The following is a 26,439-nucleotide window of genomic DNA, read 5'->3' as shown; positions in this document are numbered from 1 at the left end:
TACGATCTCTGGCGAGCGCGGCATATCGAGCCGGGCCGGACGTAAAGGAGTTCACCTATGGCTGACTGGGCCGCTGACGTCAAGATCTACCGCCCCAACGCCGATGATGCTGCGATCGAGGGCCTCCTCAAGACCTACCGGCTCGTGATGAGCAGCCAGGACTCGGCATACGTCGCGTTCTCGGACCAGGACGAGGTCGAGACCGTCAAGACCAACTTCCTCAAGAACAAGCTCGGCCTCACCGAGTCGGATGCGGTACTCGACGCCGCACTCGACGAGGTCAAGGAGACCATGAAGGCGGACCGCACCAAGAGCCGCATCACGGTGTACTACCTGCTCGCCGAGAAGTTCGGCAAGCTGGGCCTGTTCCACTGAGCCCCGCTCTCGAAGATCGGAAGGACCCGCACCCGCCCTGGCAGGTGCGGGTCCTTTCGTGACAGCGCCGTTCCGCCGCAAGCCCGCTCCCCTCGGATCCTCGCCATACTGGCGGGATGACCGAACCCCTCGAGTACCGCGCGCACTTCGACTTCGAGATCGCCTTCGCGAACGGCGGCGGCATCCAGGGCGAGGGGTTCCGCCTCGATCTGCCCTCGCCCGACCTCGACGCCGACGCGATCGGCCTGCTCCTGGTCCGCCATCTGGGCCTCGCGCTCGTGGACTCGGTCGTGCTGAGCGACCTCCGGATCGTCGCCGAACAGCACCGCGGCAGCCGGGGCGTCGACGCCCCGGCCGTGGCCCCCGAGCGGCGGATCGTCGACCTCTCGCATGCGATCCACGCGGGTCTGATCACCTACCCCGGCCTGCCGGCGCCCGAGATCACGCCGTTCCTCACGCGGGATGACTCCCGCGCGAAGTACGCGCAGGGCACCGAGTTCGCCATGGACGTCATCACGATGATCGGCAACACGGGCACGTACATCGACTCGCCGTTCCATCGCTACGCCGACGGCGGCGACCTCTCCTCACTCCCGCTCGAGAAGCTCGTCGACCTGCCCGCCGAGGTCTTCCACCTCACCGACACCTGGTCGTCCGAAAGCCGCGGGATCGGATCCGCGACCCTCGCCGACCGCGACCTGCGCGGCACGGCCGTACTTCTGCACACGGGCTGGGACCGGCATTTCGGCACCCCGACGTACGGCCGGGGTGCGCCCTTCCTCACCGGCGAGGCCGCGCAGTTCCTCGCCGACGCCGGGGTGGCACTGGTCGGCATCGACTCGCTCAACATCGACGACACCGAATCCGGCGGCGAGCGTCCCGCGCACTCGATCCTGCTCGCCGCGGGGATCCCGGTCGTCGAGCACCTGGCCGATCTGGGATCGCTCCCGGCCCGCGGCGCGCGGTTCACCGCCGCTCCGCCCGCCGTGTCCGGGTTCGGCACCTTCCCGGTACGGGCGCACGCGGTCATCTAGGCGGATCCTGTTCGCGAGCGCTGCGCCCGGATCACCGACCGAGGACAGCGCCCTTCGTCAGAGCCCCTCGATCGACCCCTCGAAACCGAGCATCGTGTCCACTTCCGGCGGCGGGATCAGGCCCCCGTCGTCTTCGTCCACGGGCGGGCCGCCGGCGGTGGCCTCCTGCTCCTCGACCTTGTCCTCGTCCTCGTCGTGGCCCATCTCGTCCTCCTTCGCGGCGGATCCGGCCGGCGACGCCCTCGTCGACGCCCTCGTCGGCGCCGATCTCTCACGACGAGGCCGGATCCCGTCTCTCTGTCGGCAGGCTATGCCGCCTTCCGGGGGTTGACAAGGTCCGCCATGGACCGGTTCGCGCAGGCCTGCGGGGCCCGGATGTCCGCGCCCGCGGGTAGCGTGTCCCCATGTCCCCGCGTCCCGCCATCACCCTCCGTGCCCGCACCGAAGCCGACTACGACGCGCTCTACGCCCTCGCCGCGGAGCTCGAAAGCTGGGAGCAGCGCAGTCCGCTCCGCCCCGCGGCGATGACGCGAAAGGGCTGGGAGGCGCGCGTGGCCGAGTACGACGCGGATCCGAACGGCAACCTCGGCTTCGTGATCGACGTCGAGGGAGAACCCGTCGGCACCGTGAGCCTGTTCGACATCGACGGCTTCACCGGGACGGCGGAGGTGGGCATCGCTCTCGCCGCGTCGGCACGCGGCCGAGGCATCGGCACGGAGGCCATCGCGCAGATCATCGAGTTCGCGTTCGTGCGGGCGAACCTGCGCAGGGTGCACCTCGAGGCGATCGCATCGAACACGGCGGCGCTCCACATCTACGAGAAGGCGGGCTTCGTCGTCGAGGGGCGCCAGCGCGAGCACGCCTGGGTGCGCGGCCACTACGAGGACATCGTGCGGATGGGTCTGCTCCGCTCCGAGTGGCTAGCGCGCGGCACCGACTGATCCGCCCACGGCGTACGGTCGAAACCAGACGATCGAAGGGGATCCGCATGGCGACGCACACCGTCACGAACCAGGCGCCGCCGCGCGAAGGCATCGACGAGTTCTCCTTCGATCTGCCACTCGTCGAGGGCGTACGGCGTCACGGCGCGTCGTGGGCCGTGCCGGAGCTGGTCGCGACCGGGGAGCTGGTCGGATCCGCCGCGTTCCAGCACGACGCAGAGCTCGCCAACGTGCATGAGCCCGAGCTCGTGGCGTTCGATCGCTGGGGACGACGCATCGACGAGGTCGAGTACCACCCCTCATACCACCGCGTCCTCTCGGCTGCCGTCGCCGCCGGGGCGCACACCGCCGCCTGGGCGCATCAGCGTTCGGGCGCACAGGTCGCCAGGGCCGCGCAGTTCCTGCTCTTCGCACAGGCGGAGCCGGGGCACGCCTGCCCCGTCTCGATGACGCACGCGGTGGTGCCGGCGCTGCAGCAGTTCGCATCAGCCGGGCTGCAGGAAGAGTGGATCCCGCGCCTGTTCTCCCGGGACTACTCGCCCGCACTCGCAACCGGCAAGACCTCCGCCCTGTTCGGGATGGCGATGACCGAGAAGCAGGGCGGATCCGATGTGCGCGCGAACCGGACGTCCGCGGCGCCGGCCGGTGACGGATCCTGGATCCTCACCGGGCACAAGTGGTTCTGCTCCGCGCCGATGTCGGACGGCTTCCTCGTGCTCGCGCAGGCGCCCGGCGGGCTGAGCTGCTTCCTCGTGCCGCGCGTGCTGCCCGACGGATCCCGCAACCCGTTCCTCATCCAGCGCCTCAAGGACAAGCTCGGCAACCGGGCGAACGCCTCGAGCGAGGTCGAGTTCGACGCCACGACGGGTTGGCTGGTCGGCGAGGAGGGCCGCGGCGTCCGCACGATCATCGAGATGGTCAACCAGACCCGGCTGGACTGCATGCTCGGCTCGGCCGCCGGTATGCGACAGGCGACGGCCGAGGCGATCTGGCACGCGCAGCACCGCTCAGCGTTCGGTGGGCTGCTGGCCGAGCAGCCCGCGATGACGCAGGTGCTCGCCGATCTCGCGGTCGAGGCCGAGGCCGCGATCACCTCATCCCTGCGCGTCGCGGCCGCCTACGACGCGGATGCCCCCGCGGCGGACGAGCCGTTCCGGCGACTGGCGACCGCGGTGCTGAAGTACTGGATCTGCAAGCGCGGCCCCGGTCACGCGTACGAGGCGCTGGAGTGCCTCGGTGGCAACGGCTACACCGAGGCGTTCCCGCTCGCCCGGCGCTATCGCGAGCAGCCCGTCATGGCGGTGTGGGAGGGATCCGGCAACGTCATCGCGCTCGACGTGCTGCGCGCGATCGCCCGCGAGCCCGAGACCGCCGACGCCCTGCTCGCCGAGGTGCGCCTCGCGGAGGGCGCGGATGCGCGGCTCGACGGGCACGTCACAGACACCGAGCGGCTTCTCCGGGCAGCGCAGCGGGATCCCGCATCCGCCGATGCGCAGGCCGGTGCGCGCCGGCTCACCGAGGCGCTCGCGGTGGCCCTGCAGGCGTCGCTGCTCGTGCGGCATGCCCCGGCCGCGGTCGCCGATGCGTTCGCGTCATCGCGCCTGGGCGGGGCGCGCGGATTCCTCTACGGCGCCATGCCGGCGGTGGCCGCCTCCGCGATCGTCGAGCGCCACGCCGGCTGAGCCGGGGCGATCGCCGACGGCAGTCGCGACCGGCGACGGTCGTACCGGCGACGGTCGTGCCGGCACTGGGCCCGATCGGGCTCCGCCCTCGACGAGAGCGGAGCCCGACTCCGGGAGTGACCCCGGCTCAGCGCGAGGTCAGCTGCAGCCGCCGCCCTGGCCGAGGTGCTTGCCGTTGTTTCCGGCGCAGTAGGCCGGCGGGACGATCGTGCCGGTGGCCGGATCCAGCGTCAGCGACGCATCCTTGCGCGGGTGGGACAGGTCGAGCATGTTGCCGAGCGACCCGGCGACCGCGTCCAGCGATCCGTCGCCCAACCGGCCCAGGCCCCAGTTGTCCTCGATGAACCGCGAGATCGACGACTGCTGAGTGACGGTGTGGTCGACGAAGTTCTTCTTCGCGAACGGCGAGATCACGAGGAGCGGCTGACGCGGCCCGGGCCCGCAGCGGTCGGCGTAGCCACCGAGGACCGGTGTGCCGGAGGCCGCCGCGTCGAGGCACCAGGCCGCATCGTTCTGTGGGTCGTTCGACGCGTTGGTCACCGTCGCCGCGACATGGTCGTACCAGCCGTCGGAGTCGTCGTACGCGAGCACGATCGCCGTCGAGCCCCAGTTGTTCGACTTCTGGATCGCGTTGATCTCGTTCACGACGAACGCCTGCTCATCGATCGGGTCGGAGTACGACGCGTGACCGTCCTGGTAGTTCGGGGCCTTCAGGTACGAGACCGCCGGCATGTTGTCGGTGTCGACGACCTTGTTGAAGGCGGTGATGTCGTACTGGTGGTTGGCCTGGCCGGCGTGCCCGATCTCGGCGTCGGAGGCCGGTGCGAGGTGGTGCGGGTTGGCGGTCGATGCGAAGTACTGGAACGGCTCGTGGTGCGGGTTGTAGTCGGTCGACGAGACGCCGGCGATGTTCGTGTGCGACGTCGTGCACTGCGCGTAGTCGACCCCCTTGATCGTCTTGGTGCTCTGCGGCGTGAATCCACCCTGGAACCAGCCCCACGACACGTTCTTCTCATTCAGCAGGTCGCCGATGTTGCGGCCCTGCATCGCGGCGAGCGCGTAGCTCTTCGCATGGCTGTTGTCGGAGCAGTCGTCGAAGGCGGGATCCGGATCCTCCGTCATGGTGCCGACGCCCTGCGCGTTCGGGCTCTTCACCGTGTAGGCGTCGGGCACCGCGGTCTGCGCTCCGGTGAACGGATCCACGCTGATCACGCCGTGCGTCTGGCCCGAGACGAGGTTCAGCGCACCGGGGCTGGACGGGCCGAACGTGTCGGAGAAGCTGTTGTCGCTGAGCGCGTAGTGCTGGGCGTAGTTCCACAGCCCGGTGACGGTGTTGCCGTCGTAGTAGTCCATCGTCATGCCCGGCGTCGCGTAGCGGGGATCGCCCGGGTTTCCGCAGGTGTCAGTGCTGGTGTTCTCGACGAAGCGGTCCATGGCACCGCCGTTATACGCCTTCTGCTCGGCGAGGTACTCATGATCCTGGTCGCAGGTGACGGCCTGACCGGGGGTGAGCCGCTTCGGCTGCGCCGTGTTGGGGTTGTTCGGTGCGAGCAGGCCGGCATTCGCGAGCGTGGCGATGTCGGACGGCGTGCTCTTGGCCGCCGTGAACGAAGAGGCCGCGGCCCCCGTACCCTGAACCGTCTCGCCCGCGGTGTTCGCGGCTTTCGGGTAGGTGGCGAAGTAGTGGTCGAAGGAGACGTTCTCACCGAAGATCACGACGACGTGCTGGATCGGGGAGGATGCCGCAGCAGCGGGGTGCGCGGAGGCGGCGGCGGGCAGGGCGCCGGCCGAGACGCCGGCCGCGACGGCCAGGACGAGAGCGCCGAGCGCCCCGGCCGTGCCGAGTCGAGAAGGGGACATCGAGGAGCCTTTCGTGAGGGGAAGGGGCCTCGGTGCCGCGGAGGACGCCAGGCTCTCCCGGCATCGGGTCCCGCACCGACGGTAGGCCCGCGCGCTCCCTGGCGAAAGGGCCCCCGGCCAAGGTTCCCGATCCGTTCACCGGATCCATCGACTTCTCTCAGGAACGCTCCTGGGTGAAAGTGCGCACTTGGCCGCATCGGACGGGCAGATGCGGCCAAGTGCGCACGTCGAACCGAAATCAGAGAGCGGCGATGATGTCCTCGACGCGCTGCTTGGCGTCGCCGAACAGCATCTGCGCGTTCTCGCGGTAGAACAGCGGGTTCTGCACGCCCGCGTAACCGGCGGCCATCGAACGCTTGAACACGATCACGTTCTCGGCCTCCCAGACGCGCAGCACCGGCATCCCGGCGATGGGGCTGCCCGGATCCTCCGATGCCGCGGGGTTGACCGTGTCGTTCGCACCGATCACGAGTACGACGGAGGTCGACGCGAGATCGTCGTTGACCTCCTCCATGCTCAGCACGATGTCGTACGGCACCTTCGCCTCGGCGAGCAGCACGTTCATGTGGCCGGGAAGCCGGCCAGCCACGGGATGGATCCCGAAGCGCACGCCGACACCCCGCTCGCGCAGACGCCGCACGAGATCCGCGACGGGATACTGCGCGTGCGCGACAGCCATTCCGTAGCCCGGCGTGATCACGACGCTCTTCGCCGCGGTGAGCATCTCGGCCGCGCTCTCCGCCGTGATCTCGCGGTGCTCGCCGTATTCCTCGTCGGAGCTCGTGGGGGCCGCGATCCCGAAGCCGCCGGCGATGACGGACAGGAACGAGCGGTTCATGGCCTTGCACATGATGTACGAGAGGTAGGCACCGCTGGATCCGACCAGCGCACCGGTGACGATGAGCAGATCGTTGTTGAGCAGGAAGCCCGCGGCGGCCGCCGCCCAGCCGGAGTAGCTGTTCAGCATCGAGACGACGACCGGCATGTCGCCACCGCCGATCGAGGCGACCAGGTGCCAGCCCAGTGCGAACGCGAGCACGGTGATCGCGATGAGCAACCACAGCTGCTGATCGATCACGAACCACACCGTGAGCACCAGGAACCCGACGAGTGCCAGGACGTTCAGTAGGTTCTTGCCCGGCAGCATGAGCGGCTTGGAGGAGATCCGCGCCGACAGCTTCAGGTAGGCGACGATGGATCCGGTGAAGGTCACGCCTCCGATGAAGATGCCGATGAACACCTCGGCGTTGTGGATACCGACCAGCGAGGGTGCGATCTCCGCGTGCGCGAGGTGGCCGTTCCAGCCGACCAGCACCGCGGCGAGACCGACGAAGCTGTGCAGCAGCGCGATGAGCTCCGGCATGCCCGTCATCTCGACGACCTTGGCGCGCCAGAGGCCGATCCCGGCCCCCACGAGCACCGCGACGAGCAGGAAGACCAGGCCGATCACGGCGCCGCCGGACCAGGCGTGCGCGACGGTGAGCGACACGGTCGCCACGAGGGCGATGGCCATGCCGGAGATGCCGAAGATCACGCCGGAACGCGCGGTCTCGTGCCGGCTGAGACCGGCGAGGCTGAGGATGAACAGCAGGGCCGCAACGATGTATGCGGCGGTGGAGAGAGCCCCGACGGTCACTTCTGGCCGCCCTTCGTGAACATGGCGAGCATGCGGCGGGTGACCGCGAACCCTCCGAAGATGTTGATGGACGCGAGCAGGACCGCGATCGCCGCGATCACCTGGACGATGGGATTCGAATCGGTGATCTGCAGCATGGCGCCGACCACGATGACGCCGGAGATGGCGTTGGTCACCGACATGAGCGGTGTGTGCAGCGCGTGGTGCACCTTGCCGATCACGTAGAAGCCGATCACCACCGAGAGCGTCAGCACCGTGAAGTGCTGCGGCAGGGGTGCGGGAGCGAACGCGTTCACCGCGAACAGCGCGGCGATGCCGAGCACGACGAGCAGGGCCTTGCGCCCCGCCGACATGCTCTTCTTGGCGGGGATCTCGACGGGCGCCGCGGCGCCCGCCTTGGCGGGGGCGGCCGCGACCTGCACGGGCGGGGGCGGCCAGGTCACGGCGCCGTCGCGCACGACAGTGACCGAACGCTGCACGACGTCATCGAAGTCGATCGTGAGCACGCCGTCCTTGCCCGGGGTGAGCAGGGCGACGAGGTTGGCGACGTTCGTGCCGTACAGCTGCGAGGCCTGGGCGGCCAGGCGGGAGGCGAGGTCGGTGTAGCCGAGGATGATCACGCCGTTACCGGTGACGATGCGCTCCCCGGCGACGGATCCCTCCACGTTCCCGCCCTGGCCCGCCGCCATGTCGACGATCACGCTGCCCGGTTTCATCGCGGCCACGTCCGACGCGGTGATCAGCCGGGGCGCGGCGCGTCCCGGGATGAGGGCCGTGGTGATGATGATGTCGACGTCGGCGGCCTGCTCGGTGTAGATCTCGGCGGCGCGGCGGTCGTAGTCCTCGCTCGTGGCCTTGGCGTAGCCGTCGGCGGAGGTCGACACGGCCACGTCGACCGGCAGGTAATCGCCGCCGATCGAGGTGACCTGGTCGGCCACCTCGGGACGCGGATCCGTGGCGCGCACGATCGCGCCCAGGCTCGATGCGGCGCCGATCGCCGCGAGGCCGGCGACGCCGGCTCCCGCAACGAGCACCTTGGCCGGCGGCACCTTGCCGGCGGCGGTCACCTGGCCGGTGAAGAACCGGCCGAACTCGTGCGCGGCCTCGACCACGGCACGGTAGCCGGCGATGTTCGCCATCGAGCTCAGCACGTCCATCGACTGCGCGCGCGAGATGCGCGGCACGGCGTCGAGGGCGAGCGCGGTGATGCCGCGCTGCGCGAGGGACTCCACGAGGTCGGGGCGCAGCGCCGGCGAGAGCAGCGCGATGAACGTCGCCCCGTCGGAGAGCAGGGCGATCCGCTCCGGATCGGGTGGCGTGATCGCCAGGACGATCTCGCTTCCCCACGCCTGTTCGCGCCCGACCAGCGTCGCCTCCGCGGCCGCGTAGGCCTCGTCGGGGTACGACGCGTCGGATCCTGCTCCGCGCTCCACGACCACGTCGTGACCGAGCTTCCGCAGCGACGCGATCGTCGCCGGGGTCGCGGCCACGCGCGACTCGCCCGCAGGCTCGCGCACGATGCCGATGACTGCCATAGCTACCTCCTCTGTACCCGTCTGCAATGACGGGACTCCAGGCGACCTCGCCCGGACAACCTGCTCAGAGTACTGAGATGGGCGGCGGAGACCCTTGGCTTTTCGCGATCTTACGCGCAAAGATTCGCGGTTCTTTGCGCCCTGGCAACGCGGTACGGGCACCGCGTAGGCTCGCAGACATGGCACCGGATCCACGGCTCAGGGGACTGCTCGGCGACTGGACGGGGACGGAGGAGCTCTTCCCGACGGCCTGGACCTCGGCGGGATCCGCCCGCGGCGCCCTGAGCGTCGAGCCCGGCCCCGACGGCATCCTCCTTGACTACGTCGAATCGCGCGACGGGGCCGAAGACGCGCCGCTCGTGGCGCACGCAGTGGTCGCCGGAGCAGGATTCTGGTGGTTCGACACCTACGGCTTCACGCCCGCGACCCCTGGCACCGCGACCTGGGAGGGCGATGCCCTGGTGCTCGAGCGCCGCTCCGATCGCGGCCGCACCGTGACCCGGCTGCGTGCGGACGGCGATCGGCTCGCCTTCGAGCTGGACACCGCCGTACCCGCCGATGCGGAGCCTTCCCCCCTCGTGCGCGGGGTGTACACGCGGCAGCCTTCCGAGAGCTGAGCACCGCGGGCTCCGTCCGGCGTGCGGGCTGACCTCGCTGGGACGGCACAGGAGCGTGCGAAATCCGGCGACTATAGTCACTGCTGCCTCGCCCTGACATATCGGCCACTGGACAAGGAGCCTTCGATGAACTGGTTCTTCGCGCTCGCCGTCATCGACGGGCCGCTCCCCCTCATCGTTTGGGGCCTGACCGTCGTCGGCGTCGTCGTGCTCCTGATCCGCCGCCCCACGCCCGCCTGGCTGTGGCGCATCGTCCTCGCACTCGCCGCGGGGATCGGCGGCGGAGTGGCGCTGGTGCTCTGGGCCAACGCCACGAACGCCTTCGGCGGACAGCTGCCGTTCGCCTGCTCCTTCTGGGTCCCCGCAGGCTTCGCCGCGACGCTGATCGGCATCGTGTCCGTGTGGGAGCGCAGCGCGTGGCGAAAGGTCGTCGCCGTGCTGGTGATCATCCTGTCGCTTCTGACCACGACCCTGGGTGTCAACGCCGCCTTCGGCATCAACCGGACGATCGGCTCGATGTTCGGGTTCTCGACCGCTCAGGATGCCAAGAACCTCCCCAAACCCGCACCGACCACCCCGATCGCTGGCCCGCTGTACCGGACCTGGAAGCCGCCGGCTGACATGCCGAAGAAGGGCACGGTCTCGAAACTCGCGGGCGACAAGGCGATCCCGTCGAGCCGGAACTTCGCCGCCCGCCCGGCAATTCTCTACCTGCCGCCGGCGGCGCAGACGAAGTCACCCCCGCGCCTCCCCCTCGTCGTCATGATGATGGGCTACCCGGGATATCCGGATGCGACCGATCTCGCGGCGAGCCTCGACGCGCTGGCCGCGAAGAACAACGGACTGGCGCCGATCGTCATCGTGGCCGACCAGCTGGGCACCTCAGGGCTGGATCCCATGTGCGTCGATTCCACAGCGATCGGAGGAGTGTGGACCTACTTCAACGTCGACATCCCCGCCTACGCGACGAAGAACCTCAACGTCATGCTCGACCACAAGGACTGGACGATCATGGGCTACTCGAACGGCGGCGCGTGCGCTTTCACCTGGGCGACTCATCAACCGAATCTCTGGACCAACATCATCGCGATATCCCCCGACGTCTACCCTGGCGCCGAAGAATCGCGTGATCGCATCGCGAAGATCTTCGACGGGGACTTCGCGAAGTTCGACGCGAACAAGCCCGCCGCCGGGATCGCGGAGCATCCGGGGGCCTACGCGGACCACCTCGCGGTCTTCACCGTCGGAGCGAGGGATGTCGCGTTCACGCCTGGAGTGGAGAAGAACAAGACGCTCGCGGAGCAGGCCGGCTTCACAACGTCGTACTTTGTGGTCCCTGGCGCGGAACATGTCAGCGGCGCATTGTCCGGCGGTATCCCGCCCGCGATGGAACTTCTCTACAAGCACCTCGGGCTCTCGGCCCCCTGACCGGGCGGATCTCCCGCCGGTCAGGCTCGCGCCACGCGTCGCTTATCGAGAGCACGCAGGGCGAACGGGGCGGCGACGCCGTGCAGCAGAATGCTGCCGACCACGGTGACGACCATGATCGTGAGCACGAGACTGCCGTCCTCCTCGGGGAGTGCGTTGTACGCGAGCAGGCCGAAGACGATCGTGGCGGTGCCGCGCGGGCCGAGCAGGCCGATCTTGACGCGGTCGACGCGGGACACCGAACTGCGCAGGAGTGACAGGTACACCGGCCCGAGGCGCAGCACCGTGAGCGCCAGCAGGACGAGGAGCACGATCTGCCAGTCGAAGGGCGTCGTGAAGACGATGAGGGCGGCGCCGCCGAGCATGAACCAGACGAAGTTCGCGGTGAGGGTGCCGACCTCCTCCACGAGCAGCAGTTCGGCGTGCGGGATCACGCGCTCCTCCATGCCGCGCGTGCGGGTGACGCGGTAGATGAGCCCCGCGACGAACGCCGCCACGAAGCCGTTCGCCTCGAGCACGGGGATCGTCGCGATGCCATAGGCGATCAGCGGCAGCAGCACCATCGCGAAGCGCGCCCCGCCCTCGTCCGCGATTCCCCGGGCGCGCGTGACGCGGAGGGCCAACCCGACCAGGCCTCCGAGCACCACTCCGATCGCCACCGCCACGAGCGTCGCGGGGACCGCATTGAGGAACGCCTCGAGGAACTTGTCGACGCTGTGACCCAGATCCTTGTCCTCGATCGTGAGCGTGTCGGATCCGGTCTCGATGAAGCCGCGGATGATCGGCGAGAGCACGACGGCGATCGGGAGCGCCATACCGAAGATCGGCGAGACGAGACCGTCGTTGTAGCCGCTCTCCACATTCAGGATCGACCGGATCCGCTCGGGCAGCAGCCGGGATCGCAGCAGACGCGTCGCGGGTGCGAAGTCCGTCGGCATGATCACGCAGGCGATCACGCCGATCACGGCGAACGACTCCGGGATCAGCCAGCCGCTGGCGATCGCCGTGAGGATGAGGGACAGCGGCAGCGCGATCAGGACGAGGCGCGCGATGACCCGACCCTCACCGCCGAAGATCCCGCCGCGCACTTCGGTGGCATCTGCGAACAGCAGGATCGCGAGAATGATCTCGACGACCTTCTCTGTGATCGGCGAGTCGATCGCCGCCCCGTAGGCCTCGATGTTCCAGACCGTCGTCGCGGCACCCAGCACGAGCAGCATGGCGGGACCCGCCACGCCCCAGCGCTCGAAGCGGTGCGAGACCACAGACCACAGCATCACGGCCGCAAGGCCGATGAGCACGAACGGCGGCATCCGATTCCTCCCGAGTACGAGGCGAGACTACCGTGCCGAGCGGCCGCCAGCAGGTGGTGTCGGGCCGGTCCCTGAGCGAGCCGAAGGCGAGACGAAGGGCGCCGCCTGTTCCTGTGCCGTCGCCACCGCCACCTCGATCAGCTCCCGGCCCACGACGGAGAGATCCCGCGATCCCCCGCGCCAGAGCGCCGTGATCGGGCGGATGACCGGTTCCCCGGTCGTCCGCACCGCGCGGAGCCGGCCGAGCCGGATGTCGTCGGCGGCTTCGCGGCGGGACATCACGGCGGCACCCAACCCGTCCGCGACCGCCGAGCGCACCGCGGCCGAGGTCGGCAGCACCACCGCGGGCTCCGCCGCATCCCGGCCCATCCTTCGGCGCACCTCGTCCTCCCACGCGCGCCGGGTTCCGCTGCCCTGCTCGCGCGCGACGAGCGCCTCGTCCGCGGCCTCCTCAAAGGGCACGGGTCCGTCCCGGCCCCACGCCCGCTCGGGGGCGACGACGAGCACGAGCTCGTCGTGGTCGACCGTCGTGGCGCCGAGATCCGTGGGCACCTCGGACGACTCGATGAACGCGAGGTCGGCCCGCCCGTCGCGCACCAGGGCCTCGGCATCCGTGCTGTTGCCGGACAGCAGCTGCACCGCCGTCGGGGTGCGCCCTGCGGCGACCTGTCGCCGCCGCAGCGCGACCAGCCACTGCGGCAGCAGGCGCGCCGAGACCGTCTGGCTCGCGGCGACCGTGAGCCGTGCCGTGCTCTCGCCGCGCAGTGTGCGCGTCGCCGCGCGGAATCGTCCCACCGCCGCCAGCACGTCGTCCGCCCAGGAGGCGACGACCTCGCCCTCGAGCGTGGGCCGTGTGCCCGACGGAGCACGGTGGAACAGCGACAGCCCGAGCTGGCGCTCCACCGCGCGCAGCCGTGCGGACGCCGACTGCTGGGTCACGCCGGTCTCCCGCGCCGCACCCGAGATCGAGCCGGTGCGCACGACCGCGACCAGCAGCTCGAGCGATCCGATGTCCGGCATAGATCCGTCTGTCACCGTACTCGCCACAGTTCTTGACTGTACCCCTATCGAGTGCCGCGGGATACCGCGGGCGCAGAGCGCGGACGAGGCTGGATCCATGATGTTCCGCCCCGCCCGCACGTTCCCGCTCCGCCTCGCGCTGCGGGGCGCGGACGTGCTGCCGGGACTGGCGCTCACCGTGCCGATCGCCGCCGTCGCCACCCTGATCGGCGCGGCGGTCCCGGTGCTCGGATCCGCCCTTCCCGCGATCGTGATCGGTGTGGTGGTCGCCGTGATCCGCCGGCCGGGCGCGCGCTTCCAGCCCGGAGTGGAGTACTCCGGGAAGTTCCTGCTGCAGGTGGCGGTGGTGCTCCTGGGCGCGCAGCTGTCGCTCGACGCGATCCTGCGCGTGGGGGCGGAGTCGTTGCCGGTGATGCTGTCGACCCTCACCGTGTGCTTGGTCGGCACGTGGATCATCGGGAGAGCCCTGCGGGTGCCGCGGCGCCTGCGCACCCTGATCGGCGTCGGCACGGGCATCTGCGGCGCCTCCGCGATCGCGGCGGTCTCGCCCGTGATCGGTGCGCTGAGCGCCGAGGTCTCGTACGCGGTGTCGACGATCTTCGTCTTCAACATCCTCGCCGTGGTGCTCTTCCCGCTGCTCGGCCATGCTCTCGGCATGGATCCGCACACCTTCGGGCTGCTCGCCGGCACCGCCGTGAACGACACGAGCTCGGTCGTCGCGGCGGCCGGCGTCTTCGGCGCGGCGGCGCTCGGCTACGCGGTCGTGGTGAAGCTCGTGCGCACTCTCATGATCATCCCGATCTCGATCGGGCTCTCGGTGATCGAGTCGCGACGTGCCGCCGAGAGGCGACGGATGACGCTGCGCGGAGCGATCGGACTCGTGCCCTGGTTCCTCGTCGGATTCCTCGTCGTCGCGGTGATCGGATCCCTCGGGCTGATCCCGGCAGGTCCTCGCGAAGCCATGGTGCACGCCAGCGGATTCCTGATCGCGACGGCGATGGCCGGGATCGGCCTGTCCACAGACGTCACCGCGCTGCGCCGAGCCGGCTGGCGGCCGCTCGTGCTCGGCGCGATCCTGTGGATCCTGGTCACCGCCACCGCCCTCGCGGTGATCGCGCTGACCGGGTTCGGGCGCTGACAGGGTTCGGACGCCGCCGCTCAGGTCGCGATGCTCCCGTTCAGGTCGCGACTTCGGCGCTTCCCGGCGTCGCTTGGCGCCGAGATCGCGACCTGAACCCGGGATGGACGGCTGCCGGTTACAGCCAGCCGCGCTTTTTGAAGACCAGGTACAGCACGAACGCCCCGCCGACCATGAGCCCGATCGCCATCGGATAGCCGGCGGCCCACTTCAGCTCCGGCATCACCTCGAAGTTCATGCCGTAGATGCCGGCCACGATCGTCGGCGCGAAGAAGATGGCCGCCCAGCTGGAGATCTTCTTGACCTCCTCGCCCTGACGGACGCTCTCCTCGGTCATCCGGCGCATCTCCTCGTTCTGGCGCCGGGCGACGATCGTCGCCTCCACGGTGAGCGCGTTGTCGAGGTTGGCGCGGAAGGTCGATACCCGCTCGGACAGGGTCAGGATGTGGTCCAGCACATCGCGGAGGTAGCGCTGCAGCTCCAAGTCCACCGCGTACTTCGCGGATCCGCGCAGCAGGTTCTCCAGCATCGGCTGCAGCGGCTGGGTCGCCTTCTGGAAGTCGATGACCTCGCTGGAGAGCTCGTAGATGCGCTGGGTCACGTCGGACTCCTCGAGGAACAGCTGCGCCTCGATCTCGTCGATGTCGTTCTCGAGGCCCGCGAGCACCGGCGAGTACTCGTCGACGAGCTCGTCGAGAATCGCGTAGAGCACGGCCTCGGGGCCGCGGGCGAGCAGCTCCGGATCGTGCTCCATCCGTCCGCGCACCCGGCTCAGGCTGGGCGTCTCGGCGTGCCGGATGGTGACGACGAAGTTGGGGCCCACGAACACATGCAGCTCGCCGAACTCGACCTCCTCCGCGACGTCGAGGTAGCGGGCGGGGCGCAGGACGATGAAGAGCGTCTCCCCGTAGCGCTCGAGCTTCGAGCGCTGATGCCCGGTCAGCGCGTCCTCGACCGCGAGCTCGTGCAGCCCGAACTCCGCGGCGACCTGACGCACCTCTTCCTCGCTGGGGCGGTACAGCCCGATCCAGCCCATGCCCTCGCGGGCGTGCAGGAGCTCGAAGGTCTCATCCAGCGTGTGCGGGGTGTCGGTGCGGACGCCGTCCACATAGATGCCGTTGTCGACGATCGCCATGGCTGCTCCTCGGGTCGTGCGCGTGCCTGGGCCTGCGTGGCCGCCGAAGCGCGGGGAGGCGTCGAGCGGACCGGTCAGCCCTGCGGCAGCGGGCAGATGGCCGCGCCGTCGACCGCCTTAGCGTAGTCGTCCGAGGTGAACGGCAGCGCGAACTCCGGTGCGGTCCCGCCCTTGCCGACGGGCGCCTTGGAGGCGATCGCTGCGAGCTCGAACGCGAGATCTCCGATGAACGTGTCGCCGGCCGTGGAGTCGTTCAGCACTACGGCGATGGTGAAGCCGGTGGTCGGGTCGGAGTACGCCGCCGTCAGATAGCCTGGCGTGCCGCCGTGCTGGCCGATCATGGATCCGACCAGCTTCGCCCCGCCGGTGGACTGGTACCAGCTCGGTGCGCCGTCGGCGATCGGAAGCGGCGTGCCGAAGCGCTTCGGCGTCTTCTTCAGACGCAGCGCCTGCGCGGCCTCGGCCTGTACGTACCGGCCGAGATCCTCGATCGTGGAGACCGCTCCGGAGTCGGTGTAGCCGTTGCTCGACGAGCTCACGGTGATGTCGGTGGGCTTCCCGCACTGGTAGGCGCCGTTGACCTGGGCGGTGTACGACCCGTTCAGAGCGGGCGACGGAGCGGGGGCCGCTGCGCTGGATCCGGGCAGCGACGTCGAGTTCAGCCCGAGCGGGGCGGTCACATACTGTCGGATGAGCTGTGCGGCGGTCTGCCCCGAGGCGCGCTCGAGCGCCTGGCCGAGCAGCAGGTAGCCGGCGTCGGAATCGCGGTAGCCGGTGTGCGGAGGGGTTCGGTTCTGAGCGAGGCCGTAGGAGGCGAGCTCCTTCGGATCCCACTCGCGCTCGGGGTTGCTCAGCATCATCGGCATCGCCGTCGCCTGAGAAGACCCGATCCCGCCGGTGCCGTTGCACAGGTCTAGGAGGGTGACGTCCTGCAGATCCGGCACACCGGAGACGTACTCGGTGATCGAGGCGTCGAGCTTGACCTTGTCCGTGTCGGCCAGCGCGTACAGCACATCGCACGTCATCAGCCGGGTGACGTCGCCGATGCGGAAGGACATGTCCGCGCTCACCGGCGACTTGTCCTCAGCGGACACCGTGCCGAGGCCGGTGACGTAGGAACCACCCCACGGCGCCCACACGCCGACGATCGCGCCGCTCGAGCCGCTCTGCGCCATGGCGCGCGTGACCGCCGCCTTGATCTGGTCCTTCATGTCGGACGGCAGTTCGCCCTGCACCTGCGGCTTGGGGGTGTACGAAGGGGTCTCCGCGTTGCCCGAGCAGCCGCTCAGCGCGAGCGTCGCCGCAACGACACCAGCGACCAGCGCCCCCACTCGACGCCCTGTGATCCCACGCATTCGCCCCCCTGACATTCCTCACGATTGTAAGCGGCCCTTCTCAGGGCGCCGTCATCCCTGAGGATGATCTCGGATATCGGGTGAAGATCGTGATGTCGGATCTCCGAGTGCTCGCGCCGTCTCAGGCGCGCCCCAGCCCCTTCGCGATCGCCTGCGCGCGGTCGCGAACACCGAGCTTGGCGAAGAGCGCGTTGACGTGCGTCTTCACGGTGGCGACCCCGACGTAGAGCGTCTGAGCGATCTCGCCGTTCGACCGCCCCTGCAGGATGAGGGCGTAGACCTCGCGCTCCCGCGCGGTGAGTGCGGGAAAGCGCGCAGCGAGAGCGTCCGCCGAGGCGGGATCCGCGTCGTGTTCGGTGACGGCGGTCGTTCCCGGCTCCATGGCGGGCGTCTCTGCCGCTTCGGCCCCCGCGGCATTCGTCCCCGCTGCGGCGGCGTCGATCCGTCCCAGCAGCACGTCGCGCACCGGCGCGGAGAACGTGGACTGCCCGGCGGCGACCGCGCGGATCGCGGCGGCGAGCTCCGCGCGTCCCGCATCCTTGGTGAGGTATCCGCGCGCACCGGCGCGCAGCGCGGCGACGATGTCGGCGTCATCGGCGAAGGTCGTGAGCACCAGCACGGCGGTTTCCGGCGTCTCGGCGGTGACCCGCCGGGTCGCGGCCGCTCCGTCCAGCACCGGCATCCGCAGATCCATGAGGGCGACATCGGGGTGCTCGGCGGCGATGAGCGCCACGGCCTCGGCTCCGTCGGCAGCGGTACCGACCACCTCGAAGTCCTCGACGAGGTTCAGCACCGTCTCCAGTCCGTCGCGGATGATCGCCTGGTCATCGGCCAGCACGATACGGATCCGCGCGGTCATGCCGGAGCCTCCGCCCGCAGCACGAAACGGTCGGGGGCGTCGGTGTCAGGATCGTTCGCCGGGCTAGCCTCCGCGCCTTTCGACGCCCCGGGCACCACGCCAACCTGGACCGTGCCCCCGAGCACGGCGAAGCGCTCGCGCACACCGCGCAGCCCGTAGCCGCCCCCGGTCGCGGCGAGCCCGCGGTCCTCGGCCGGTGCCGCGGGGACGGTGTTCTCGATCGTGCACTCCACATGGTCAGGATGCCAGACGAGTCCGACTCGCACCGCTGCGCCCGGCGCGTGCTTGCGCGCGTTGCTGAGCCCCTCCTGCACCGCGCGGACGAGCGCCTCGGCGAGCGCGGCGGACGTGGGATGCGAGACGCCGGTGACGTCGAGCCGGACGCCCTGATGCGCACCGACCAGCGCGCGGATCCGCGTCTCGACGGCCGCCGGCGCGACCGGATCCGCGGAGACGGATCCGGTCTCGGGCTCCGGTTCGCGCAGCGCCCGTACCGCCTCGCGGGCCTCGCCCAACCCCTCGACCGCGAGTCCGCGCGCCGCCGCCACCCGAGCGGACGCCTTCTCGGTGTCACCTGCGTCGAGCAGGGCTTCGACCGCATCCAGCTGCACTACGAGGCCGCCCAGGCTGTGCGCGAGCACGTCGTGCAGGTCGCGTGCGATCGCGATGCGGTGGGCCGCGGCCTGCGCCCGCAGCGCCTCGGCGCTCGCGCGCTCCCGCTCCGCCAGCAGCACGCGCTGCGCCCGGCGTCCGAACCCGACGAACACCGCGAGCACCAGCCCGGCGATCACCGCGAGCAGGCCGAGCACGTTCACCTCTCCGGGTCCTCCGAGACCGACGAGCACGAGCACCGTTCCGACAGCGATCCCGAGGGCTCCGGCGAGCACTGCCGTGCCCCAGACCAGAGGCGCCGATGCGGGGTCGCTGGTCACGACGAGCACCGCGACGACGAGGAGCGCGACGCCGAGCCCTTGCGTGGGGATCGCGGTCAGCGCGCCCACGAGCAGCATCACCGCCAACAGGCTCGCGCCGAGCGCGCGTGCGCGGGTCCGCCCCCGTGGCGCGGCGGCGGGCTCCAGGTCGCGGACGCCGTCTGTCCGCGCTCCCCACCGCGTCGCGAGCAGGATGCGAGCCACCCACGCGACGAGCCCCACCGCCACGGCCGCGACCACCCAGGGCGCGAGGTGCGGGGCACCGCGCCACAGCCCGTAGGTCACGGCGAGAGCGCCGGCGAGGTTGATGCCGGCGCTCCAGGGGGTCGTCGCCGCGACGGGCGGCAGGCGGAACGAGCTCACGAGACCATGATGCGCGCGGATCCGCCCTGCGCGTGAGTGCGGCGCAGACCTTCCACCCTGTTGTGCAGCACGAGGATCCGGGTGGCGCGGTTCGCGGCGAGAACGAGGAGGATCATCCCGGTCGAGATGCCGAGGTGGGATCCGAGGCTCTCGAAGGCGAACGTCAGGCCCACCCGCACTCCGATCAGCACGATCCAGAGCGCGAGTCCCCACGCCCCGGTACGGGTCTCGAAATCGGCGAGCGCCCTGGCCGCCGCCTTCCCTGACAGACCCGACGCGTCGGCGGCATATCCGGCGGGACGGGCGATCGGCCGGATGTGGGCGATCGCGCCCATCCCCAGGCCGACTCCGAGAGCGATCACGACCTCGACGAGGAATGCGACGACATCGATCACGCCGAGCGCGCGTCCGTTCAGGGACTGCAGGAGCAGCGCGGCGCCCACCACGGCGGCGAGGCCGGGGAACATCCAATCGCGGCCCCCGAGCACGGGGCGCCAGGTCATCTGCCGCACGGCGATCACGCCGACGGCGACGAGGATCAGCAGGACGTTGGAGAGGAGCGTGAGGTTCATGTCCTCGATGCTCCTCGGATCCCGGATCCGCCGGCACCACCCGCGGGTGGAGATCCTCGGGTGGACGGGTGGAGATCCGGCCATCGGCGCGGCCGTGGAGCGATGGTACCATTCTGGTATGGCCATGACAGTGCGGATCCCGGCAGAGCTGGACGCGCAACTGAGCGAGCTCGCGGCACAGCGTCACACCTCCAAGCACGCGCTGCTCATCGAAGCGGCCGACAGGTTCGTGCGCGAGGAGGTCACGACCACAGAGGCCGTGTCGATCGCGCTCGGCGTCGCCGACCGCTACGCCGAGCTGATCACGAAGCTCGAGGACGCATGATCCGATACGTCGAGCTCCCTCAGGCCGTGGGAGTCCTCGACGCGCTCGGACTGAGAGTCCGCGACATCGGGCTGCTTTCCTCCGCCCTCTCCCGCCCCGCGAGCTCGATGTTCGGCGTCGAGGCGTACCCGGAGATCGAGGTCAAGGCCGCCGCGCTGATGTCTTCTCTCGCCCAGAACCATCCGCTCTACGACGGCAACAAGCGATTCTCGTGGATCCTCACGCTGACGTTCCTCGAGCTCAACGGCGTCCGCATCGACATGGACACCGAGACCGCATTCGACCTCGTACTCGGGACGGCGCAGAGCCGCCTCGACCTCCGCGAGATCGCCGAGTCCCTCGCGGCGCACGTCAGGGGCTGACGGCGAGCCCGTCCAGCTCAGCCCTTCGACAGCACCGCGACGAGCGCACGGTGATCGGTGCCCCCGGTCGCGTCGATCACCCGCACCTCGCGAACGCCCCAGGCCGGACCGACGAGCACGTGGTCGATCGGAGCCGCGAGCCAGGACGGGGCCATGGATGGCCACGTGCCCGTCGCCGCCGCGCGGGCCTCGACAGCCGCGTCGCGGCATCCGCCAAGATTCACGTGGTCGACCGTGGCGTTGAGGTCACCGGCGAGGATCAGGTCGGGCTGCGGCGAGCGGCACTGGGCGCCCACCCAGTCGAGCCCCGCGCGCCAGTCGTCCATGCCGTCGGTCAGCGGTGCGGCGGGGTGGGCGGCGATGATCGTGGGCCCCGTTCCGTCGACCGGACGCCAGACGCCGCTCGGCAGCCCTTGGGTCGTGCCTGCGGAGGCGTCGAGACGGTATGCGCCCAGGCGATCGGCGACGAGCAGCGAGGTCGGGATCCACGACGGGGTCGAGGTCTCCGCAACGGCTCTGGTCGTGCCCGCCGTCATGCGGATGCCGCCGGCGCCCACCCGCGTCGCGACCTCTGCCACGGCGTCGTCGTCCATCTCGGGCAGGCTGACCACGTCGGCGCGGACGGAGAGCACGAGTTCGGCGACCTGGGCGGGCGAGGTCGCGCCGCCCTGGGCGTTCCAGACGAGCACGGTGAGATCGCCGTCGCGCAATCCGGCGGTCCCGGCCTCAGCCTCTCCGCGGGCGAGGAGCACGGCGAGGTTCCCGCCCGCGGCGAGCGCGACGACGATCGCGAGCACCCCTAACGCGCGCCGCACCCGTGCCGCGCGCCGGCGCAGCAGCAGCACGATGGATCCGACGACGACCGCGACGAGCGTCAGCCCGAGCGCGAGTGGCGCACGGAAAGCGATCAGCTGCGCGACGCCGAAGAGGCGCTGCGCGCCGAACGCCTGGGGCCAGACCACCAGCAGCGCGGCCAGCACGCCGATCACGATGGCGACCGCGGCACCGATGCGGCCGCGTGCGCGTGCGCGATCGGTCACGCCTGCCCCCTTCGACGACACGAACCCCACCATTCCTTCAGGACGCTACGGCAGCTGTGGCGTGGAGTCGCCCTGACGGGCCTCCCAGGCGGCCCGCATGAAGCGGCGCACGTCCTCGTCGACGCGGATGTCGCGGGGGCGCAGCGGGCGGGACAGATACAGCCCGTCGAGCGAGGTCAGCCGCGACAGCGCGACGTAGGTCTGCCCGGGGGCGAACGCACCGGATCCGAGATCCACGACGGCCCTGTCGTACGTCTTGCCCTGGGACTTGTGGATCGTGACCGCCCACGCGAGCCGCAGCGGGAACTGGGTGAACTCGGCGACCACCTCGCGCGAGAGCGTCTTGGTGCCCGGGTTGTAGATGTAGCGGTAGCGCTCCCAGACCGCCGGCTCGACGTCGACCTCCTCGCCGTCGATCTCCACGCGCACGGCATCACCGAGGATCCGCACGACCGTCCCGATCGTGCCGTTCACCCAGCGCGGCGGATCCGGCATCGCGGAGATGTCGTTGCGCAGGAACATCACCTGCGCCCCCTCCTTGAGCTGCAGCTCCTGGTCGGCCGGGTAGTTCGCCTCGCCCCGGCCGAAGTCGCCGGAGATGTCGGCCTTCGCCTTCTGCACCTTGCCGGGCAGGGCCGCGAGATGGCGGGCGTTGATGCCGTTGACGATGTCGTTGCGCGTCGCGAGCGTGATGATCGGGATCTCGCCGGGCGCGGGATCCGGCGGCGTCCGCGCGCCTGCGTCGTTGAGCGCCCCGGCGATCTCGGCGGTCACCCGGCCGTAGCGCACGGCGTTCAGCATCGCCTTGAACCCGGCGTCGGACTGCCGGTGGATGTGCACGAGCTCGCGCACATGCAGCGTCGCGCCGTGCGTCCCGATGTCCAGCAGCCCGTCGTCGGTCCCTGAGCCTCCGGTCCAGACCTTCGCGTCGAAGAACCAGAACGAGCGGTAGTGATCCTGGACGTAGCGCAGCTCGTCTCCGCGCGGCGGCACGGGTGCCAGTTGATACGGATCCCCGAACATCACGACCTGCACGCCGCCGAACGCCTCCGCCCTGCGCCCTCGCGCCTGGCGCAGCGATCGGTCGATCGCGTCCATCAGGTCGGCGTTGACCATCGACACCTCGTCGATCACGAGCGTGTCGATCGCGTTCAGGATCTTGCGAGTCGCATCCGACTGGTCGATCTCACCGTCGGCGATGAGACCGATCGGCAGCCGGAACAGCGAGTGGATCGTCTGCCCCTCGACGTTCAGCGCCGCGACGCCCGTGGGTGCGCAGACGGCGATCTGCTTCTGGGTGTTGTAGGCGAAGTGCTGCAGCAGGGTCGACTTGCCGGTACCGGCCCGCCCTGTGATGAACACGTGCTCGCGGGTGTCCTCGATCAGCCGGAACAGTTCTTCTTGTTCGGCGGAGAGGGTCGGCGTGCTCACGGTCTACGGAGTCTACCGGTCCTTTTCGAGACGAAGCCGGGCCACTCGGGGTTCCCGCAGGCTGCTCTTCGTAGACTGGCGCCATGGTGCAGTCGGCGGGGGTGCAGGCGCCAGGCGCGCGGTCGCGCCGGGCGCGGGCTGCGCGACGCCGCGCCCCGCTCTGGTCCGACCTCGCACTGCTCGCGGTCGTGGGCGCCGTGCTGGTGGCCGCTCTCGCGGCCGGCGGGCTCACCGCGTATCGCGAGTTCTACAGCCCCTCCGCGTTCGTCACCCGCTATCTGACGCTGCTCAGCGAGGGACGCGCCGCCGACGCGCTGCGGCTGCCGGGCGTCGCACTCTCGCACGGCGACCTCGACAGCGACGCGTTCCGCTCCGCTTCCGACGCGCTGCTGCGTCGCGACGCCCTCGGCACGCTCACCGACATCACCGTGACCGATGAGCACCCCGACGGCGATGTCACGTCGGTCACCGTGCAGTACAAGGCCGGGGGGCACGTCGGATCCTCCACGTTCCGTGTCGCCCAGGACGGCTGGATCGGCGTCGCCCCCGCGTGGGCGTTCGCACAGAGCCCGCTCGCCGTCATCTCGCTCACCGTGCGCGGATCCGACCGGTTCTCGGTGAACGGCTTCGAGATCGACCGCCGCCAGGTCGCAGCGCAGGGCGTGGAGTCGTCGCCGCTCGATCCGGTGCCCATGCTCGTGTTCTCCCCCGGGCTCTACTCGGTGTCGGTGACGACGTCGACGGCGACCGCGAAAGGCATGGGCGTGCTGTCCGACAAGCCGCTCGCCGACGTACCGCTGGATGTGCAGGCCATGCCCACCGAGGCCTTCGTCAAGGTCGTGCAGCAGCGCGTGAACGAATTCCTCAGCCAGTGCACGACGCAGCAGGTGCTGCAGCCCACCGGCTGCCCCTTCGGGATCAGCGTTTCGAACCGGGTCATCGACGGCCCCACTTGGAGCTTGGTCAAGAGCCCCGACATCGCCCTGCAGCCGGACGGCGAGGGCTGGAAGATCGCGGCTGCCCCTGCCACCGCGCACGTGCAGCTCGAGGTGAAGTCGCTGTACGACGGATCCGTGTCGCACGTCGACCAGGACGTGCAGTTCGACGTGGACGGCACGATCCGGTTCCTGCCCGACGGATCCGCCTCGATCAGCATCACCTCGCCCGAACAATCGGCTCCCCCGCCCGGCTCCGAGGGCTGACCCCGCCGCCCCGCCGCCGCTCCCTGAGCGAGCGCAGCGCCCCCACCCCGGTCCCTGAGCGAGCGCAGCGAGACGAAGGGCCGACCCCGCCGCACCCCGGTCCCTGAGCGAGCGCAGCGCCCTTCGTCTCGTCGCTCCGCTCCTCGCTCAGGGACCGCCGCCGGTCCCTGAGCGAGCGCAGCGAGACGAAGGGCGGGCTCAGCGCCCGCGGGCGGCGGCGCGGCGGTCCTTCTCGGCGAGCTCGGCGAGCCGCGCGTTGTACTCGCCGAGTTCGGCGTCGCCTGAGCGATCGGCGGCGCGGTCCTGACGCTTCTGCACCTTCGCGTCGCTGCGGCTCCACTGGATCGCGACGGTGATGGCGAGGATCAGTGTCGGGATCTCCCCCACCGACCACGCCACGCCGCCGCCGACGTACTGATCCTGCAGCGGCGTCGCTCCCCACGTGCGCCCCATCGCCCCGAACCACTCGGCGACCATCAGCCCCGACTGCATCATGATCGCCATGCCGAAGAACGCGTGCGTGGCCATCACGGCGATGAGCGTGATGAGCCTTCCCGCGTAAGGCAGCCGCCGCGGAACCGGATCCACCCCGACCAGGCTGAGCACGAACAGGTATCCGGAGATGAGGAAGTGCATCGTCATCCACTCGTGCCCGATGTGATCGGTCATCGCCCAGCGCACGAGGTCGGTGAAGTAGAAGGCCCACAGCGACAGCACGAAGATCGCCGCCGCCACGAACGGGTTGGTGACCACGCGCGAGAACGGCGAGTGCACAGCCCACAGGATCCACTCCCGGCCACCCCGGGTTCCGTCGTCGCGCTTGTCGATCGCGCGCAGGGCGAGCGTGACGGGCGCTCCGGCGACGAGCAGCAGCGGGATCGCCATCGACAGCATCATGTGCCCGAGCATGTGCACGCTGAACAGGGTCTCCTGGTACGCGTTGATCGCGCCACCGGTGACCCACACCAGCCCCAGCAGGCCGAGGATCCAGAAGACCGTGCGATGGATCGGCCAGGCGTCGCCGCGTGCGCGCAGGCGCAGCACGCCGACCGCGTACAGCACGATCCCGAACGCAGCGGCGGTCACCCAGATGAGGTCGAGGTTCCAGGCGGTGATCCAGCGGAGCGGGGTGAGCTCGGGCGGCAACGGGGATCCGGTGAGGATCTCGGCCGGCGTGCGCACGGTCGCCACCTCGAGCCCGGTCGGCGGGGCGGTACGCGAGAGCGCGGCGGCGAGGCCAGAGGCGATGCCCATGAGCGCGAGCTCCAGCAGCACCAGGGTCCAGAACGGACCGGATCCGCCCGCGTCGAGCTTCGGGATCAGGCGCGTGCGGTAGCGGGCGCCGAGGGCGCCGAGCAGGATCAGCACGACCGCCTTCGCGATGATGAGGCCGCCGTACGGCGTGAGCAGGCCGGCCCAGTCGCCCACGGCGACGATCGAGCGGGCCACGCCGGAGACGGCGACCACGACGTAGGCGGCGAGGGCGAGGGAGGAGTATCGGCGCACGACGTCTGCGAAGCCGACCGTGCCCTTCGTCTTCTTCGGTCCCTTCGGGGTCTTCGCAGCCTTCGCGTTCGCGCGGCCGGTGTCGGCGAGCTCGCTGCGGGATCCGCGCAGCACGATCAGCAGCACGAGGCCGCCGATCCACACGGCCGCGCCGATCGTGTGCAGCAACAGCGAGTTCACGGCGGCATCGTGGCCGCTGAGCTCGCCCGCATGGCCCTGCGTGGCGAGCGGGATGAAGGAAGCGGCGGCGAGGATCGCCGTGAGCAGCGTGGCGGTCCAGCCGCGGAAGGCGAAGGCGGCGATCGTGATGACGGCCCCCGCGAGCACGGTCATCAGCCATGCCTGACCGAGCGGGAGCTCGAGCAGGAAGCGGCCGAGCTGCGCACCGAACTCCGGCCCCGCGCTGAGCTTCACTCCCAGGGTCTGCAGGAACGTGAACAGACCGGCCACGGCGCTCGCGATCGTGTAGACCGCGGCTCCGATCGAGGCGGTGTCCAGGGCGATCTCGAAAGAGCGGGCCCCGCTGCGCAGCGAGAAGAGCCCGAGCACGAGGGATCCGAGCATCGCCGCCGCGCCCAGGTTGCTGATCGCCTTGACGACGGGGAGGCCCCAGCGGACCACAGGACCGGGGTCGAGCAGCAGGTTCGGTGCCGCGCCTCCGCCGAACGCGAGGCCGGCGACGACCGCGAGGATCGCGGCCCCGACGAGGATCACGGGACCGGCGATGCGCAGGGTCGGGGATCCGGCGGGCAGGGCTGAGCGGGCGGCATCCGACCCG

Annotated in this window: 24 protein-coding genes; 10 read left to right on the top strand and 14 right to left on the bottom strand. The window is 70.3% G+C overall.

Annotated elements, in window-relative coordinates; translation table 11 throughout:
- Positions 1–57: 57 nt before the first annotated feature.
- Complete coding sequence (locus AC1DG4_RS01805) at positions 58–375, top strand: DUF2853 family protein (protein WP_477377454.1); 318 nt, start codon at positions 58–60, stop codon at positions 373–375.
- A gap of 116 nt (positions 376–491) precedes the next feature.
- On the top strand, positions 492–1,409 hold the full coding sequence (locus AC1DG4_RS01800; protein WP_477377456.1) for a cyclase family protein: 918 nt from the start codon (positions 492–494) through the stop codon (positions 1,407–1,409).
- Positions 1,410–1,466: 57 nt separating this feature from the next.
- Here AC1DG4_RS01800 and AC1DG4_RS01795 read toward each other — a convergent pair whose 3' ends face one another.
- Positions 1,467–1,613 carry a hypothetical protein gene (locus AC1DG4_RS01795; RefSeq protein ID WP_477377458.1) on the bottom strand — a complete coding sequence of 49 codons (147 nt, stop codon included), beginning with the start codon at positions 1,611–1,613 and terminating at the stop codon, positions 1,467–1,469.
- Positions 1,614–1,813: 200 nt separating this feature from the next.
- Between AC1DG4_RS01795 and AC1DG4_RS01790 the strand changes: the two genes are divergently transcribed.
- Together AC1DG4_RS01790 and AC1DG4_RS01785 are read left to right on the top strand one after the other, a co-directional pair.
- Positions 1,814–2,350 carry a GNAT family N-acetyltransferase gene (locus AC1DG4_RS01790; RefSeq protein ID WP_477377460.1) on the top strand — a complete coding sequence of 179 codons (537 nt, stop codon included), beginning with the start codon at positions 1,814–1,816 and terminating at the stop codon, positions 2,348–2,350.
- A gap of 47 nt (positions 2,351–2,397) precedes the next feature.
- Entirely contained in the window at positions 2,398–4,032 is a 1,635-nt protein-coding gene (locus AC1DG4_RS01785; protein ID WP_477377462.1) for an acyl-CoA dehydrogenase family protein, read from the top strand.
- A 138-nt stretch (positions 4,033–4,170) separates the two neighbouring features.
- On the opposite strand, the gene AC1DG4_RS01780 is transcribed toward AC1DG4_RS01785, so the two are convergent.
- The 3 genes from AC1DG4_RS01780 to AC1DG4_RS01770 all read right to left on the bottom strand — a co-directional run bounded on the left by AC1DG4_RS01780 (position 4,171) and on the right by AC1DG4_RS01770 (position 9,063).
- The gene (locus AC1DG4_RS01780; protein WP_477377464.1) at positions 4,171–5,892 is read right to left on the bottom strand and encodes a phospholipase C; all 1,722 of its coding nucleotides are present in this window, start codon (positions 5,890–5,892) and stop codon (positions 4,171–4,173) included.
- Positions 5,893–6,130: 238 nt separating this feature from the next.
- Positions 6,131–7,528, bottom strand: coding sequence for a Re/Si-specific NAD(P)(+) transhydrogenase subunit beta (gene pntB, locus AC1DG4_RS01775; protein WP_477377466.1), 1,398 nt, complete (start codon positions 7,526–7,528; stop codon positions 6,131–6,133).
- A complete protein-coding gene (locus AC1DG4_RS01770) occupies positions 7,525–9,063 on the bottom strand; it encodes a Re/Si-specific NAD(P)(+) transhydrogenase subunit alpha (RefSeq protein WP_477377468.1) in 1,539 nt (512 codons plus the stop codon). The genes pntB and AC1DG4_RS01770 overlap by 4 nt, the downstream gene beginning before the upstream one ends.
- A gap of 179 nt (positions 9,064–9,242) precedes the next feature.
- Here AC1DG4_RS01770 and AC1DG4_RS01765 point away from each other — a divergent pair, with 179 nt between their 5' ends.
- On the top strand, positions 9,243–9,680 hold the full coding sequence (locus AC1DG4_RS01765; RefSeq protein WP_477377470.1) for a hypothetical protein: 438 nt from the start codon (positions 9,243–9,245) through the stop codon (positions 9,678–9,680).
- Positions 9,681–9,806: 126 nt separating this feature from the next.
- Positions 9,807–11,108: an alpha/beta hydrolase gene (locus AC1DG4_RS01760; protein ID WP_477377472.1), complete on the top strand. Its 1,302-nt coding sequence runs from the start codon at positions 9,807–9,809 to the stop codon at positions 11,106–11,108.
- A 20-nt stretch (positions 11,109–11,128) separates the two neighbouring features.
- On the opposite strand, the gene AC1DG4_RS01755 is transcribed toward AC1DG4_RS01760, so the two are convergent.
- Together AC1DG4_RS01755 and AC1DG4_RS01750 are read right to left on the bottom strand one after the other, a co-directional pair.
- Positions 11,129–12,421 carry a cation:proton antiporter domain-containing protein gene (locus AC1DG4_RS01755; protein WP_477377474.1) on the bottom strand — a complete coding sequence of 431 codons (1,293 nt, stop codon included), beginning with the start codon at positions 12,419–12,421 and terminating at the stop codon, positions 11,129–11,131.
- Between the two features lie 27 nt (positions 12,422–12,448).
- Entirely contained in the window at positions 12,449–13,441 is a 993-nt protein-coding gene (locus tag AC1DG4_RS01750; RefSeq protein ID WP_477377476.1) for a LysR family transcriptional regulator, read from the bottom strand.
- A 97-nt stretch (positions 13,442–13,538) separates the two neighbouring features.
- On the opposite strand from AC1DG4_RS01750, the gene AC1DG4_RS01745 reads away from it, so the two are divergent.
- Positions 13,539–14,579 (top strand): YeiH family protein, encoded by a 1,041-nt coding sequence (locus AC1DG4_RS01745; protein ID WP_477377478.1) that lies wholly within the window; start codon positions 13,539–13,541, stop codon positions 14,577–14,579.
- Positions 14,580–14,697: 118 nt separating this feature from the next.
- Here AC1DG4_RS01745 and AC1DG4_RS01740 read toward each other — a convergent pair whose 3' ends face one another.
- From AC1DG4_RS01740 to AC1DG4_RS01720, 5 genes are all read right to left on the bottom strand, one after another.
- On the bottom strand, positions 14,698–15,714 hold the full coding sequence (locus tag AC1DG4_RS01740; RefSeq protein WP_477377480.1) for a magnesium and cobalt transport protein CorA: 1,017 nt from the start codon (positions 15,712–15,714) through the stop codon (positions 14,698–14,700).
- A 74-nt stretch (positions 15,715–15,788) separates the two neighbouring features.
- Complete coding sequence (locus tag AC1DG4_RS01735; RefSeq protein ID WP_477377483.1) at positions 15,789–17,069, bottom strand: serine hydrolase domain-containing protein; 1,281 nt, start codon at positions 17,067–17,069, stop codon at positions 15,789–15,791.
- Positions 17,070–17,190: 121 nt separating this feature from the next.
- Positions 17,191–17,928, bottom strand: a complete 738-nt coding sequence (locus AC1DG4_RS01730) for a response regulator (protein WP_477377485.1) — start codon at positions 17,926–17,928, stop codon at positions 17,191–17,193.
- The gene (locus AC1DG4_RS01725) at positions 17,925–19,223 is read right to left on the bottom strand and encodes a sensor histidine kinase (RefSeq protein ID WP_477377487.1); all 1,299 of its coding nucleotides are present in this window, start codon (positions 19,221–19,223) and stop codon (positions 17,925–17,927) included. Before AC1DG4_RS01725 ends, AC1DG4_RS01730 begins: the two co-directional genes overlap by 4 nt.
- Positions 19,220–19,795, bottom strand: a complete 576-nt coding sequence (locus AC1DG4_RS01720) for a hypothetical protein (RefSeq protein ID WP_477377489.1) — start codon at positions 19,793–19,795, stop codon at positions 19,220–19,222. Before AC1DG4_RS01720 ends, AC1DG4_RS01725 begins: the two co-directional genes overlap by 4 nt.
- Between AC1DG4_RS01720 and AC1DG4_RS01715 the strand changes: the two genes are divergently transcribed.
- On the top strand, positions 19,794–20,120 hold the full coding sequence (locus AC1DG4_RS01715) for a CopG family ribbon-helix-helix protein (RefSeq protein ID WP_477420414.1): 327 nt from the start codon (positions 19,794–19,796) through the stop codon (positions 20,118–20,120). The two genes, AC1DG4_RS01720 and AC1DG4_RS01715, sit on opposite strands and share 2 nt — an antisense overlap.
- Positions 20,117–20,482 carry a type II toxin-antitoxin system death-on-curing family toxin gene (locus AC1DG4_RS01710; protein WP_477377491.1) on the top strand — a complete coding sequence of 122 codons (366 nt, stop codon included), beginning with the start codon at positions 20,117–20,119 and terminating at the stop codon, positions 20,480–20,482. The genes AC1DG4_RS01715 and AC1DG4_RS01710 overlap by 4 nt, the downstream gene beginning before the upstream one ends.
- Before the next feature lie 17 nt (positions 20,483–20,499).
- On the opposite strand, the gene AC1DG4_RS01705 is transcribed toward AC1DG4_RS01710, so the two are convergent.
- Together AC1DG4_RS01705 and AC1DG4_RS01700 are read right to left on the bottom strand one after the other, a co-directional pair.
- Positions 20,500–21,522: an endonuclease/exonuclease/phosphatase family protein gene (locus AC1DG4_RS01705; protein ID WP_477377493.1), complete on the bottom strand. Its 1,023-nt coding sequence runs from the start codon at positions 21,520–21,522 to the stop codon at positions 20,500–20,502.
- A gap of 45 nt (positions 21,523–21,567) precedes the next feature.
- Positions 21,568–22,953 (bottom strand): ATP-dependent DNA helicase, encoded by a 1,386-nt coding sequence (locus tag AC1DG4_RS01700; RefSeq protein ID WP_477377495.1) that lies wholly within the window; start codon positions 22,951–22,953, stop codon positions 21,568–21,570.
- An 83-nt stretch (positions 22,954–23,036) separates the two neighbouring features.
- On the opposite strand from AC1DG4_RS01700, the gene AC1DG4_RS01695 reads away from it, so the two are divergent.
- Positions 23,037–24,155 carry a hypothetical protein gene (locus AC1DG4_RS01695; protein WP_477377497.1) on the top strand — a complete coding sequence of 373 codons (1,119 nt, stop codon included), beginning with the start codon at positions 23,037–23,039 and terminating at the stop codon, positions 24,153–24,155.
- A gap of 198 nt (positions 24,156–24,353) precedes the next feature.
- Here the strand turns inward: AC1DG4_RS01695 and AC1DG4_RS01690 are convergent, their stop codons facing one another.
- Positions 24,354–26,375, bottom strand: coding sequence for a bifunctional copper resistance protein CopD/cytochrome c oxidase assembly protein (locus AC1DG4_RS01690; protein ID WP_477378064.1), 2,022 nt, complete (start codon positions 26,373–26,375; stop codon positions 24,354–24,356).
- Positions 26,376–26,439 lie beyond the last annotated feature (64 nt).

It is taken from the genome of Microbacterium sp. 05N427 (assembly GCF_056397105.1).
This window is presented reverse-complemented; position numbering and strand designations above follow the sequence as displayed.